Here is a 12,870-nt window from a genome sequence, read left to right as displayed (position 1 = left end):
GCGCTGAAAGCCTTTATGTTGAAAGGGGGCGGCGCTGTTTTACCTTTTCGGCGTCTTCCTCAATGGCGAGCACGCCGAATTTCTTGCCGATCTTGCGGGCGAGCGCGGCGAGCAGGACGGGCCGGCCGGGTTCTGCGCCTTCTTCCGACGCTTCGATGGCGCGGCCGAGCCAGCGCCCGGCCGAGCGGCGTGCGCCCTCACGCCCCAGAAGGCTGACAACCGTCGACTTGCCCTGATCCTGCGACACGTCCTTGCCGGTGCTTTCCATCGTGCCTTCGACGTCGATCACATCGTCAAACGCCTGATAGGCGAGACCGAGCGCTACGCCATATTCATGCATCTTTTGAACGCGCGCCTTGTCGGCGCCGGCGAGTTCGGCGCCGATGGCCGCAGCGGCTGCGAAAAGCGCGCCGGTTTTTTCAAGATGGCGCTGTTCGATTTCCTTCAGCGAGTTCGCGTCCGGCTCTGCGCCGCCGCACATGATGTCGCGTTCTTGTCCGCCGGCGAGGCCGTCCGGGCCAACGGCGTTGGTGAGGTGACAAATGGCGCGCATCTTCTCCGCCGGATCGCCGGCGCGCCCATTGGCGATCACGCGATAGGCTTCGTTGAGCAATGCAACGGCCGCCAGCATCCCTGTGCCCTCGCCGAACACCACATGGGTCGCGAGGCGCCCGCGGCGCAGGCGCGCATCATCCATGGAGGGGAGGTCGTCCATGATCAGCGAGGCTGCATGGACCATTTCAATGGCGCAGGCGGCGTCGACAGCGTCTTCAAGGTCGCCGCCGCTTTCAGCATGCGAGAGCAGTGTAATGATGGGGCGGAAACGTTTTCCCGGCGATAAAAGCGCGTGCCGCATGGCGCAAACAAGGCGCGTGTCTTTGGCGTTTTCCCGGTAAAGTTCGCTCAGCCGAATGTCGATTTTCTGACGCAGGACGTCGATCGCGCCGGCGCTAAGATTTTCAAGGCCGACTTCTACGCGTTTATCGAACGCCATGCTGCGGCTCCTTGGGGCGATATGAACAAGTGTGAGAAACATCTTGTGAGAACTATGATGCACTAATTCCGGGGGTTGGGGAACAGACAAAGTTTTGAAGGAGCGTTCTTTCGCCTTTGCACAATATACAAGGGCAATGGGACGCTTTTCACAAGAAACACTATTAACAGATGACGGTTCCGGCTTTGTTCCTGGCGGTTTTGAGCCGTTATACGCTCGCTTTTAGCTTAAATCCCGGCCGGTAATAGAGCTTCATGGTCGTAACATGCTGGTGGTCAAGCCATGTGGTGCGGTCGACCGTGAAGAGGGCGGCGCCTTCAGGGATATCGAGCGCAGCGGCTTCCCTCGGCCCCGCGGACGTTGCGGAAAAAACCACGTCGCCGCTTGAATAAGGTGCGTGTTTTAAAAGCCATTCATTGGCGCTGATCTCATGCAGCGGCGCCTCAAGAATGCCCGACGCAGCCTCAAGATTCACCCAGCGATCCTCGAAGGCGTAAGGCGTTCCGTCCGCCATGTGCACGGTCTGAAGGTGGAGCGCGCGGGCGCCCGCTTTCATGTGCATGCGCGCCGTGATGACGTCTGGCGCATCGAGCGTCTCCCGAAGCAGCAGGTGAGGGCGGTATTGCGCGCCGAGCGCTTCCACTTCCTGGCGGATCAATGGAATTTCAAAACGTGCGCGTTTGACCGGCAGTTCCTTGATACGCGTGCCGGCGCGGCGTTTGCGTTCGATAAGGCCATCATCGGCAAGGGATTGCAGCGCACGGTTCACGGTCGTTCGCGCGCATTGATACTCGTCTGCAAGATCCGCTTCACCGGGCATCAGCGCCCCCGGCGCCCATTCGCCGGAGGAAATGCGTTCGCGGATTGCTTCGCGGATCGTGTGATGGCTGCGCTCGTTCATAGCTCGCTCCGAAGGCGCAGCATGACCTTGTTGAAGCGAGCGGCGATGGCGTCGTGTTTGATGTGGCGGCCGTCTTTCACCACATGCCGTCCTGCCGCCCAGACATCGCTGACGAGATGGTCGCCGGCGGCGAAAATCCATGTATCGAGAAGCCGGTCGCCGGAAAGGCCCGCGAGCGTCGATGACGCCGTATCGAGTGCGAGAAGATCGGCGAGTGCGCCGGGTTCGATACGGCCTGCATCGCGCCCGAGCGCTGAGGCGCCGCCCTCCGCCACGGTTTCGAGCATCCGTCGCCCACAGGATTTGTCAGCCGTCGCCAGCACCGCCCGCTCGCGGTCCCGAAGCCGCTGGGAGTGTTCAAGCGCCCGCAATTCTTCCGACAGTGAGATGCGGATATTGGAATCGGACCCGAGCGCCAGCGCGCCGCCAGCGGACAAATATTGTTGCGCTTCGAAAATGCCGTCGCCGAGATTGGCCTCGGTGATGGGGCAAACCACAACGCCGGCGCCCGAAGCGGCGAGGGCGGCGGTTTCCGCATCGGTCATTTGCGTTGCGTGAACGAGCCGCCAGTCTGAATCGATCTTCATGTTATCGAGCAGCCACGCCACCGGTCTGCCGCCGAGATGAGTGAGGGCTTCATCCACTTCGCCGGTCTGTTCGGCTGCGTGAATATGGACTGGCGCAGTTCGATGAAGCCTGGCCGCAAAGGATAAGCCGTCCTCATCGACGGCGCGCAACGAATGGGGCGCGACGCCGAGGCGCGCATCGGCGGGCAAATCTTGAAGGCGCTCGCGCGCCTGTTCAAAAAGCGTTCCGAACTGATCGAGCGTATTGCCGAAACGCCGCTGACCGCCGGAGAGGGGGCGGCCGTCCATACCGCCGCGCATATAAAGAACGGGGAGATGCGTGTAGCCGATTCCCGTTTGCGCCGCGGCGGCGAACATGCGCGCGCCCAACTCGCCCGGCATGTCGTAAGGCGTGCCGTCTGGCTGATGATGGAGATAGTGAAACTCGCCGATGGCGGCGTAGCCCGCTTCAAGCATTTCCATCTGCACTTGCGCGGCGATCGCCTCGATGTCGTCGGGCGTCAAACGTTCCACGAAATGATACATGAGCGCGCGCCAGGTCCAGAAATCATCATAGGCCTGGGAACGATATTCAGTGAGGCCGGCCATGGCCCGCTGAAAGGAGTGAGAGTGAGCGTTGCCGGGAGCCGGGAGAAGGGCGCCGACTTTTACTTCCCCGGGAACGTCATCGGGTTTGGCGCCTGCTGTCACCCCCGCGATCCGGCCCTCGCCGTCGATGTCCACCCGAACATTCTGGGCCCAGCCTGACGGGGTGAGGGCTTCATTTGCGAACAGGGTCTGTCGGGCCACGGCTTGCGCCTCCGGTTAATATGTGCATACATAATATCCAATAACGTGCACATATCAAGCGGCGCCTGACCCGCCAAGAGGCTTTGAGGATTCTATGACAGCCATGCTGACGCCCGGCGCGGCGAGTCTTGATGCGCTTGAGACGCTCTATCGGAGTGGGGCGGCGTTCACGCTCGACCGGGCGGCTCGCGCGGGGATTGATTGGTCTGCGGATGAAATCGCCAGGGCGGCCGCGGGCGAGGCGCCGGTTTATGGCGTCAATACCGGCTTCGGCAAGCTTGCGTCGGTGCGTGTCGGTCATGACGAGCTGGCGCAGCTTCAGCGCAACCTTATTCTCTCCCATAGTGCGGGCACAGGGGCGCCGCTCTCTCCCGAAGTAACGCGCCTTGTGATGGCGTTGAAACTCCTGTCGCTGGGTCGCGGCGCCTCCGGCGTTCGCTGGACGGTCATCGAACAGATTGAAAACTTCATCGCTGCAGACATTCTCCCGGTTATTCCAGCCCAAGGCTCCGTCGGCGCGTCGGGCGATCTGGCGCCGCTCGCCCATATGACAGCGGCGCTGATCGGCGAAGGCTATGTTGTTCATCGCGGGATGCGAAAAAGCGCGTGCGACGCCATGGCGGCGGAGAATTTGGAACCGCTTGTGCTTTCGGCGAAAGAAGGCCTCGCCATGATCAACGGCACGCAAGTGTCGACGGCGCTCGCTTTGTCAGCGTTGTTCGATGCGTGGCGCCTGGCGATGGCGTCGGTCACCACAAGCGCGCTTTCCATCGAGGCGGCAATGGGCACTGCGGCGCCGTTTCATGCCGAGATTCATTCCCTGCGCGGGCATCGCGGCCAGATCGAAACCGCGCAACGGTTGCGGGAATTGCTCGACGGGTCGCAAATCATCACCAGCCACATGGAAGGTGATGAACGCGTCCAGGATCCATATTGCCTGCGCTGTCAGCCGCAAGTGGCGGGCGCCTGTCTCGATCTTCTGCGCCAGGCGGCAATGACGCTTCAGACGGAAGCGAACGCCGTTACGGACAATCCGCTTGTGCTGGCGGGCGGGGAGATCGTTTCGGGCGGCAACTTCCATGCGGAACCGGTGGCCTTCGCAGCCGACCAGATGGCGATCGCCCTGTCGGAACTGGGGTCGATTTCCCAGCGCCGCATCGCCTTGCTCGTCGATCCCGCGCTGAGCTACGGCCTGCCGGCGTTTTTGACGCCCAAGCCCGGATTGAATTCCGGATTGATGATCGCCGAAGTGACCTCGGCGGCGCTGATGAGTGAAAACAAGGCGCTTTCCAATCCGCGCTCCGTCGATTCGACGCCGACCTCCGCCAATCAGGAAGACCATGTTTCCATGGCGTGCCATGGCGCGCGCCGTCTGCATGAGATGAACGACAATCTCTCCGGCATTATTGCCGTGGAGGCGATGGCCGGCGCGCAAGGCGTCGAGATGCGCGCGCCGCTTGAAACAAGTCCGGCGCTGAAAACAACGATCGCCGCCATTCGCGAACGCTGCGCGCCCATGGGCGAGGACAGAATTTTGTCAGACGACATTGATGCGCTGAAAAAACTCGTGCGCGACCCGGCGATGTCAGAACATGCGGGCGTCACGCCACTTACATTGAGCGCAGCATGAGTCCGGTGACGGTCATAAGCGGCAAGGGGCCGCTCATTCTGGGCCAGCCTCACAGCGGGCTGTTTGTTCCGGACGAAATCATGGCGCGGCTGAATGCGCGCGGCCGGTCGCTCGCCGACACGGACTGGCATGTGGACCGGCTCTATGACGGGCTCTTGCCCAGCGCGACCATCGTGCGCGCCGATTTCCACCGCTATGTGATCGACGCCAACCGCGATCGGTCAGGCGCGAGCCTTTATCCGGGGCAGAATACGACAGGCCTCGTGCCGCTGACGGATTTTGACGGGGAAGGGATCTGGGATGCGCCGCCAACTGAAGATGAAATTGAACGCCGGCGCATGGACTATCATGCGGTCTATCACTTAACGCTTGCATCCGAAATTGATCGCGCGCGCGACTCCCATGGGGTTGCGGTGCTTTACGACTGCCACTCCATTCGCTCGCATATTCCTTATCTGTTTGACGGAACATTGCCCGATCTCAATATCGGCACCAACAATAGCGCGACCTGTGCAAAGAGGATTGAAGAGGCCGTTGCGGATGTCTGTGTCGCATCGGATTTTTCCTATGTGGTGAACGGCCGTTTTCGCGGCGGCTGGACGACAAGACACTATGGCGATCCTGACAACGGCGTGCATGCGATACAGATGGAAATCGCGCAAAGCGCCTATCTCGAAACCGAAGCGGCGCCTTTCACCTATAGCAACGCGAAAGCGGAAAAGCTGCGCGCCACCTTGAAACAGATTTTGGAGCGCATCGAACAGCTTGCGCTTGACGGACATTTGAACGGAGCCGGAGATGACTGACCGATTTGCCAACAAGCGCGACGTGAAAGCCCCCACGGGAACGGAGCTCAACTGCCTCTCCTGGACGACCGAGGCGCCGTTCCGCATGCTGCAAAACAACCTTGATCGCGACGTCGCGGAAAATCCGGATGAGCTGGTTGTCTATGGCGGTATCGGCCGCGCCGCGCGGAGCTGGGCGGATTTCGACGCGATCACGGAAACCCTCAAAACCCTGCGTGAAGACCAGACCTTGCTCGTGCAGTCGGGAAAACCTGTCGGCGTTTTTGAAACGCATAAAGACGCGCCGCGCGTCCTCATCGCAAACTCAAACCTCGTTCCCCACTGGGCGAATTGGGATCATTTTTCAGAACTCGATAAAAAGGGCCTGATGATGTACGGCCAGATGACGGCGGGCTCATGGATTTACATAGGCACGCAAGGCATCGTTCAGGGCACTTACGAAACTTTTGTCGAGGCGGGGCGGCGTCATTACAATGGCGACCTCAAGGGCAAATGGATTTTGACCGGCGGCCTTGGCGGCATGGGCGGCGCCCAGCCGCTCGCCGCGGTGATGGCCGGCGCCTGTTGTCTTGCTGTCGAGTGCAATCCGGATAGCATCGATTTCCGCCTGCGCACGCGCTATGTCGACGAGAAAGCCGAGACCCTCGACGAAGCGCTGGACATGATCGAGCGCTGGACGAAGGCGGGGGAGGCGAAGTCCGTCGGCCTTCTCGGCAATGCTGCGGATATTTTTCCCGAGATCGTCAAACGTGGCGTGAAGCCCGACATCGTCACCGATCAGACATCGGCGCATGATCCGGTGAACGGCTATCTGCCTATCGGCTGGACCATGGGCGAATGGCGCGCCAAACGCGAAAGCGATCCGAAGGCGGTCGAAAAGGCCGCGCGCGCCTCCATGAAAATCCAGGTTCAGGCGATGCTCGATTTCTGGAATGCCGGCGTGCCGACGCTCGATTATGGCAACAACATCCGCCAGGTCGCTTTCGACGAGGGACTGAAAGACGCATTCGATTTTCCCGGTTTTGTGCCTGCTTACATCCGCCCGCAATTTTGCCGCGGGATCGGCCCGTTCCGCTGGGCGGCGCTCTCGGGCGACCCTGAGGACATCTATCGCACGGACGAAAAGGTGAAGGAGCTGCTTCCCGACAATAAGCATCTCCATAACTGGCTCGACATGGCCAAGGAGCGCATTGCGTTTCAGGGCCTGCCGGCGCGTATCTGCTGGGTCGGGCTCGGCGACCGGCATCGGCTGGGGCTTGCCTTCAACGAGATGGTGGCGAAGGGGGAATTGAAAGCGCCGGTGGTGATCGGCCGCGATCACCTCGACTCAGGCTCCGTCGCCAGCCCCAACCGCGAAACCGAAGCCATGAAGGACGGTTCCGACGCCGTTTCCGACTGGCCGCTGTTGAATGCGCTCCTCAACACCGCCTCGGGCGCGACCTGGGTGTCGCTTCACCATGGCGGCGGGGTCGGCATGGGCTTTTCCCAGCATGCGGGCATGGTGATTGTCGCCGACGGGACAGAAGACGCCGCGCGTCGCCTCGGCCGCGTCCTGTGGAATGACCCGGCGAGCGGGGTGATGCGTCACGCCGATGCGGGCTATGAAGACGCCATTGCCTGCGCCCGGGAAAAACAGCTCAACCTGCCGGGCATATTGTAAGCTTTCCCAAGATTGTCCCAGCGACTGTCATCCCGGAAAACGCCAAAGGCGTTTATCCGGGATCTCCAGCGCAATCAGTATGGAGATCCCGGCTCTCCCCCCGGATCAGGTCCGGGGTCAGGCCGGGATGACATTGGGTGTTCTGACCCTAGTTTCATCTTTGCCACATTGCGGGCGCGCGGAATCGGCGCGACAATAAGGCCAAGCGGGAGGAAGGGATGAATCACATGGGGAAAACCATAAACAAGCTGGCTCTGACCGCCGCCGTCGCGGCCCTGATGGGCTGCGGCGCTGAAAATGGCGCGCCATCCGCCGCCGAACAGACGCCAGTGAGCCTGAAACAGGCCGTCACGCATGAAGCTGACCCAATGGCGGGGCGCACGCTCTTTGTGGAAAAAGGCTGTGTCATCTGCCACTCGGTGAACGGCGTGGGAGGCAAGGCTGCTCCCGCGCTCGACGCCCAAATCGGCGCTCCGCCTGTGGACCCGCTGGAATTCGCCGCCCGCATGTGGCGCGGGGCCCCGGCGATGATCGAGCTACAGTCCATTGAGCTTGGCTATACGATTTATCTGACCGCCGATGACATCAGCAATATCGCCGCTTTCGCCGCTGATCGCGACGCCCAGAAAGTGCTGACGATGGATGACCTGCCGGAGACGATTCGCTCCGGACTGCTCGATGAACGGTTCTGGGAAATGGAGAACTGGGACGATTATCTCAGTCAGGGGCAGGAGGGCGAATTCCCCGAAGAGATCGCCGAACCGCCGGTCGAAACCGAGTAGTCTCAGCCGGGCCATCGGGAAGCATCTCAAAAAGCTGCGGTTTTCGGTCTCATTTCCGTCTTGAGGGGCCGAAAACGCGCGGAATCGCGTTGCCTTTGGCGCCGCACCTTTCTAGGTTCCGCCCCGAGTCTGCCCGGCCTGCCGGGCGCAAGGCCTTTCTAGGAGATTTCCCTTGGCGACCGCCGATTTTTTGCTCGACTGGCTACCGATCATTGTCTTTTTCGCGATCTCGCTGGCGCTGGCGCTGGGCTTCCTTGTGGCCCCGGCGATCATCGCGCCGAACGAGCCCGACCCGGAAAAGAACTCCACCTATGAATGCGGCTTCAACGCCTTCGATGACGCCCGCATGAAGTTCGACGTTCAGTTCTATATCGTCGCGATCCTGTTCATCATCGTCGATCTCGACGTCGCCTTCCTGTTTCCCTGGGCGGTGATGCTGTTCAATCCGGAATTGGGCATGGACCGCGATTTCCAGATTTTCGCCTTCTGGTCGATGTTCGTCTTTATCGCCGTCTTCGCGGTGGGCTTTTTGTATGAGTGGAAGAAAGGAGCGCTGGAATGGCGCTAGACCAATCCAAGCTTCCCTACGGGACTGCCGCCCGGGCGGGCGCGCCCGGTTATAACCCGGATGCGAAAGATCCGTTTTTCGGAGAGCTGTCAGACCAGCTCGCCGATCGTGGTTTCATCACTGCGCCGGCTGACGCCCTGATCAACTGGGCGCGCACGGGTTCGCTCATGTGGATGACCTTCGGGCTCGCCTGCTGCGCCGTTGAGATGATGCAGGCGTCCATGCCGCGCTATGATGTGGAGCGTTTCGGTTTCGCGCCGCGCGCATCCCCGCGCCAGTCGGACGTGATGATCGTCGCCGGCACTTTGACCAACAAGATGGCCCCGGCGCTCAGGAAGGTTTACGACCAGATGCCGAACCCGCGTTACGTCATCTCCATGGGCTCGTGCGCCAATGGCGGCGGTTATTACCACTATTCCTATGCGGTGGTGCGCGGCTGCGACCGCGTCGTGCCCGTCGATATTTATGTGCCGGGCTGCCCCCCGACCGCGGAGGCGCTTGTCTACGGCATCCTGCAATTGCAGAAGAAGATCAGAAGAGAAGGCTCGATTGTGCGGTGAAACGACCGGTTTTTGACGTCGTAGGTGTCTTTCTGGCAACGGCTGCCGTGACGGTTATAGCGTTGTTCGGCACGATATTTATTGGCGTCAAAATTGGTTTGAGTGATCGATTGGTAAGCTCAGTTGCTTTGTTTGTTGTGTTTATGACTGGTTTGATGCTTTGGCGTTGGTTTTTGCACCAGCATGAAAAAGCTCTTCGCAGTTATGAAAGTGAAAAAAAGCAGCGGTCAGCCAAGATTAGGTGACAATTTTCAAAATGTCTGAAGAACTAAAAGAACTGGGCGAACATATCGCCGCGACCATAGACGCCGACATCCGCTCCTGGCGGGTGGAATATGGCGAGCTGACGATTGAAGTGCGCGCCGACCGCATCGTGCATGTGATGCAGTTTCTGCGCGACGATCCGCTGGCGAAGTTTCTGGTGATGATCGACCTCACGGCGGTCGACTATCCGCAGCGCGCCAAGCGGTTCGACGTCGTCTATCATCTCCTCTCCATGCACAATAATGCGCGCATCCGCGTCAAGGCGCAGGTGGGCGAAGACGAGACGATCCCGACCATCACCGATGTCTATCCTTGCGCAGACTGGTTCGAGCGTGAGGCGTTTGACATGTATGGCGTCGTTTTTTCCGGCCACCCGGATCTGCGCCGCATCCTCACCGATTACGGGTTTGAGGGCTATCCGTTGCGCAAGGACTTCCCGCTCACCGGCCATGTGGAAGTGCGCTATGACGACGAACAAAAGCGCGTCGTTTATGAACCGGTGAAGCTCGTTCAGGAATTCCGCAATTTCGATTACCTCTCCCCGTGGGAAGGCGCGCAATATGTTCTGCCGGGCGACGAGAAAGCGGAAGCCAAGGAGTAGGCCATGGCGGAGCGGACCGGACAGTGCCAATGCGGCGCGGTGAAATTCAAGGCGGCGCCGAAAATCGAGCAGGACGGCGTGCATGTGGACGCCTGTCATTGCAGCATGTGCCAGCGCCGTATCGGCGGGCCGTTGATGGCGATCAATCTCACCACTGCGCCGGTGATTGAAGATGACAGCCAGCTTGGCGTCTACGCCTCATCGGACTGGGCTGAGCGCCTGTTCTGCAAAACCTGCGGCTCCAATCTTTTTTATCGTTTGCGCGACGGCTCGCATCACAGCGTTCACGCCGGCGCGCTCGACGATCTGTCGGACGTCAACTTCACGATGGAGATCTTCATCGATGAAAAGCCCGATTATTACGCCTTTGCTGGCGACAGGAAGAAACTAACCGGCCCGGAAGTCATGGCGATGTTTACGGGCGGACAGGAAGACAATAATGGCTGACGGACATATCGCTCCTGAAGATTCAACTTCCGACGCTTCGTCGGAACGTAATTTCACCATCAATTTCGGGCCGCAGCACCCGGCGGCGCACGGCGTGTTGCGCCTGGTGCTGGAGCTCGATGGCGAGGTCGTCGAGCGCGTCGATCCGCATATCGGGCTCTTGCATCGCGGCACCGAAAAGCTGATCGAACACAAGACCTATCTGCAGGCGATCCCTTATTTTGACCGGCTCGATTACGTCGCGCCCATGAACCAGGAACACGCCTTTTGCCTCGCGGCGGAAAAGCTGCTCGGCATTGAGGTCCCGAAACGCGCGCAGCACATTCGCGTCTTGTTCTCCGAGATTGGCCGCATCCTCTCGCACATCCTCAATGTGACGACCCAGGCGCTCGATGTGGGCGCCCTGACGCCGCCGATCTGGGGTTTTGAAGAGCGCGAAAAACTCATGATCTTTTATGAGCGGGCGTCGGGCTCGCGCATGCACGCCGCCTATTTCCGCGTGGGCGGGGTGCATCAGGATCTGCCCGAAGAGCTGATCAACGACATCGACGCCTGGTGCGACCAGTTCCCGGAAAAGATGAAGGACATTGAAACCCTCATCACCGACAACCGCATCTTCAAGCAGCGCAATGTCGATATCGGCGTCGTCACGCAGGAAGAAGCGTTCCAGTGGGGCTTTTCCGGCGTCATGGTGCGCGGCTCAGGGATCCAATGGGATTTGCGCCGGGCGCAGCCTTACGAGTCCTATGATGAGTACGACTTCAAGATTCCCATCGGCAAGAACGGCGACTGTTATGATCGTTATCTTTGCCGCATGGAGGAGATGTATCAGTCCGTCTCGATTATGAAACAGGCGATCGCCAAGCTGCGTGAAACGCCCGGGCCGGTGATGACCACGGACGGCAAGGTCGCGCCGCCCAAGCGCGAAAAGATGAAAGGGAACATGGAATCCCTCATTCATCACTTCAAACTCTACACCGAAGGCTTTCATGTGCCGGCTGGCGAGGTTTATGCGGCGGTGGAAGCGCCCAAGGGCGAGTTCGGGGTCTATCTCGTCTCCGACGGCTCCAACAAACCCTATCGCTGCAAGATCCGCGCGCCGGGCTATCCGCATTTGCAGGCCATGGACTGGATCAATCGCGGGCATTTGCTCGCTGATGTTTCGGCGATCCTCGGCTCCCTCGACATTGTGTTCGGCGAGATCGATCGGTGATTAAACGCTACGCGGCATTCTGGGTTCAGGGAATTGTCGCAATCGTGTTCTCACTTGCTCCTGCATACGCCCACGATCAATTTCTGTTAAATTCGGAGTTTGGCGGCTGGGTTAGGCATTGCCATCAAGACTTGCTTTTTCGCAAAGAAGAATGTTGGAAAATCTATCAAAATTATACAGCGCCGGAGATTGGGCGTGGAACTAAATCGGGAATAGTGTTGCTTGTTCCTGACGACAGAGACCCTTTTTTCTTTGAACTCAGGCTCGTTCGGTTGCCCTACCACACTTTAAGTTTGTCAGTTGATGATAGGCCCTCCTCTTTGCGGTTCTCATGCGATTTCCTGAACTGTGGACCTCTCGAGCGCGATGGCGAAGAGAAGTTAATGTCTCAAATGGATTCTGGCGACATGCTTTACGTTCGGTCCAAGAATCCAATATCAGGAGTTGAAGTCCTGCTATTTTCGATCCCGCTAGCCGATTTGAAGTAATAGATCATGCCGTGGCTTTTTTGTGAGATGGATTATATCGCGCAGCAATCATTTCTCTTTAAGGCCGGCGTTATGAAGTTATGAAAGTCCCCTCTGTCACCTGCGGCACCCATGGCGAACAGCCCCAGACCTTTGTCTGCGTTCACATTATCGAGTCGATCCGCGAGGGCGAGCCCAAGGGGTTCTGGTGGAGCCGGGGCCCTGACGGCGTCTGGGACGCGGTCTGCGATCAGTGCAACAGCCTCTCCCAGGAGGCGTTCGACGCCCTTGGCCCCGACAATATCGGGGTCATCTGCCTCGGGTGTTTTGAGGATGCGGCGGCGTTGAATGAGGTGGAGCTGGAATAGGTTTTCCTCCCCCGTTTACGGGGGAGGTGGGCAACGCCGAGGGCGTTGGTCGGAGGGGGAAGCCCCCATCGGCCCTTCGGGCCACTTCACCCGCAAGCGGGGGAAGAAAAGGCGCCCGCATAGAGCGAAAAACACCTCAAATCTGTTGAATTCGGGCGTTTTTTTGAGCATCGGTGAAGAGTTATCCACCCCCTGCCGGGCGGGCGTATAGTCGCCGCTCACGCCGCTTCCGG

At 59.7% G+C, this 12,870-nt stretch carries 14 protein-coding genes; 11 read left to right on the top strand and 3 right to left on the bottom strand.

Translation table 11 applies throughout. The annotated features are described in order from the left end of the window. Positions 1 to 13: 13 nt before the first annotated feature. From ACFC5L_RS13585 to ACFC5L_RS13575, 3 genes are all read right to left on the bottom strand, one after another. A complete protein-coding gene (locus ACFC5L_RS13585) occupies positions 14 to 994 on the bottom strand; it encodes a polyprenyl synthetase family protein (RefSeq protein ID WP_375202395.1) in 981 nt (326 codons plus the stop codon). 208 nt (positions 995 to 1,202) lie between these two features. Then, positions 1,203 to 1,895, bottom strand: a complete 693-nt coding sequence (locus ACFC5L_RS13580; protein WP_375202396.1) for a GntR family transcriptional regulator — start codon at positions 1,893 to 1,895, stop codon at positions 1,203 to 1,205. Further along, positions 1,892 to 3,271 carry a formimidoylglutamate deiminase gene (locus ACFC5L_RS13575; RefSeq protein ID WP_375202397.1) on the bottom strand — a complete coding sequence of 460 codons (1,380 nt, stop codon included), beginning with the start codon at positions 3,269 to 3,271 and terminating at the stop codon, positions 1,892 to 1,894. The genes ACFC5L_RS13580 and ACFC5L_RS13575 overlap by 4 nt, the downstream gene beginning before the upstream one ends. A gap of 94 nt (positions 3,272 to 3,365) precedes the next feature. On the opposite strand from ACFC5L_RS13575, the gene hutH reads away from it, so the two are divergent. The 11 genes from hutH (at position 3,366) to ACFC5L_RS13520 (ending at position 12,637) form a co-directional block, all read left to right on the top strand. After that, complete coding sequence (hutH, locus tag ACFC5L_RS13570; RefSeq protein WP_375202398.1) at positions 3,366 to 4,901, top strand: histidine ammonia-lyase; 1,536 nt, start codon at positions 3,366 to 3,368, stop codon at positions 4,899 to 4,901. Next, entirely contained in the window at positions 4,898 to 5,707 is an 810-nt protein-coding gene (gene hutG, locus ACFC5L_RS13565) for an N-formylglutamate deformylase (RefSeq protein ID WP_375202399.1), read from the top strand. The genes hutH and hutG overlap by 4 nt, the downstream gene beginning before the upstream one ends. After that, positions 5,700 to 7,367, top strand: coding sequence for a urocanate hydratase (gene hutU, locus ACFC5L_RS13560; protein ID WP_375202400.1), 1,668 nt, complete (start codon positions 5,700 to 5,702; stop codon positions 7,365 to 7,367). The genes hutG and hutU overlap by 8 nt, the downstream gene beginning before the upstream one ends. A 227-nt stretch (positions 7,368 to 7,594) precedes the next feature. After that, on the top strand, positions 7,595 to 8,149 hold the full coding sequence (locus ACFC5L_RS13555; protein WP_375202401.1) for a c-type cytochrome: 555 nt from the start codon (positions 7,595 to 7,597) through the stop codon (positions 8,147 to 8,149). 172 nt (positions 8,150 to 8,321) lie between these two features. Continuing rightward, positions 8,322 to 8,717: an NADH-quinone oxidoreductase subunit A gene (ndhC, locus tag ACFC5L_RS13550; protein ID WP_375202402.1), complete on the top strand. Its 396-nt coding sequence runs from the start codon at positions 8,322 to 8,324 to the stop codon at positions 8,715 to 8,717. Further along, complete coding sequence (locus ACFC5L_RS13545) at positions 8,708 to 9,277, top strand: NuoB/complex I 20 kDa subunit family protein (protein ID WP_375202403.1); 570 nt, start codon at positions 8,708 to 8,710, stop codon at positions 9,275 to 9,277. The genes ndhC and ACFC5L_RS13545 overlap by 10 nt, the downstream gene beginning before the upstream one ends. Continuing rightward, positions 9,274 to 9,522, top strand: a complete 249-nt coding sequence (locus ACFC5L_RS13540; protein ID WP_375202404.1) for a hypothetical protein — start codon at positions 9,274 to 9,276, stop codon at positions 9,520 to 9,522. The genes ACFC5L_RS13545 and ACFC5L_RS13540 overlap by 4 nt, the downstream gene beginning before the upstream one ends. An 11-nt stretch (positions 9,523 to 9,533) precedes the next feature. Beyond that, positions 9,534 to 10,142 (top strand): NADH-quinone oxidoreductase subunit C, encoded by a 609-nt coding sequence (locus ACFC5L_RS13535; RefSeq protein WP_375202405.1) that lies wholly within the window; start codon positions 9,534 to 9,536, stop codon positions 10,140 to 10,142. 3 nt (positions 10,143 to 10,145) lie between these two features. Continuing rightward, on the top strand, positions 10,146 to 10,589 hold the full coding sequence (locus ACFC5L_RS13530) for a GFA family protein (RefSeq protein WP_375202406.1): 444 nt from the start codon (positions 10,146 to 10,148) through the stop codon (positions 10,587 to 10,589). Continuing rightward, complete coding sequence (locus ACFC5L_RS13525; RefSeq protein ID WP_375202407.1) at positions 10,582 to 11,802, top strand: NADH-quinone oxidoreductase subunit D; 1,221 nt, start codon at positions 10,582 to 10,584, stop codon at positions 11,800 to 11,802. The genes ACFC5L_RS13530 and ACFC5L_RS13525 overlap by 8 nt, the downstream gene beginning before the upstream one ends. 568 nt (positions 11,803 to 12,370) lie before the next feature. Continuing rightward, positions 12,371 to 12,637, top strand: coding sequence for a hypothetical protein (locus ACFC5L_RS13520; protein ID WP_375202408.1), 267 nt, complete (start codon positions 12,371 to 12,373; stop codon positions 12,635 to 12,637). The last annotated feature ends 233 nt before the right edge of the window (positions 12,638 to 12,870 follow it).

This window comes from Hyphococcus sp. (assembly GCF_041986965.1).
In the GTDB taxonomy this organism is placed as follows: Bacteria; Pseudomonadota; Alphaproteobacteria; order Caulobacterales; family Parvularculaceae; genus Hyphococcus.
The sequence above is the reverse complement of the archived record's forward strand: the minus strand, read 5'-3'. Positions and strand labels throughout refer to the sequence as shown.

Bases quoted from the DNA above. Each gene is read 5' to 3' on its own strand.
- ACFC5L_RS13520 (WP_375202408.1), top strand. From the start codon at position 12,371: ATGAAAGTCCCCTCTGTCACCTGCGGCACCCATGGCGAACAGCCCCAG.
- ACFC5L_RS13535 (WP_375202405.1), top strand. From the start codon at position 9,534: ATGTCTGAAGAACTAAAAGAACTGGGCGAACATATCGCCGCGACCATA.
- ACFC5L_RS13545 (WP_375202403.1), top strand. From the start codon at position 8,708: ATGGCGCTAGACCAATCCAAGCTTCCCTACGGGACTGCCGCCCGGGCG.
- ACFC5L_RS13555 (WP_375202401.1), top strand. From the start codon at position 7,595: ATGGGGAAAACCATAAACAAGCTGGCTCTGACCGCCGCCGTCGCGGCC.
- ACFC5L_RS13530 (WP_375202406.1), top strand. From the start codon at position 10,146: ATGGCGGAGCGGACCGGACAGTGCCAATGCGGCGCGGTGAAATTCAAG.
- hutU (WP_375202400.1), top strand. From the start codon at position 5,700: ATGACTGACCGATTTGCCAACAAGCGCGACGTGAAAGCCCCCACGGGA.
- ACFC5L_RS13585 (WP_375202395.1), bottom strand. From the start codon at position 994: ATGGCGTTCGATAAACGCGTAGAAGTCGGCCTTGAAAATCTTAGCGCC.
- hutG (WP_375202399.1), top strand. From the start codon at position 4,898: ATGAGTCCGGTGACGGTCATAAGCGGCAAGGGGCCGCTCATTCTGGGC.
- ACFC5L_RS13525 (WP_375202407.1), top strand. From the start codon at position 10,582: ATGGCTGACGGACATATCGCTCCTGAAGATTCAACTTCCGACGCTTCG.
- ACFC5L_RS13580 (WP_375202396.1), bottom strand. From the start codon at position 1,895: ATGAACGAGCGCAGCCATCACACGATCCGCGAAGCAATCCGCGAACGC.
- hutH (WP_375202398.1), top strand. From the start codon at position 3,366: ATGACAGCCATGCTGACGCCCGGCGCGGCGAGTCTTGATGCGCTTGAG.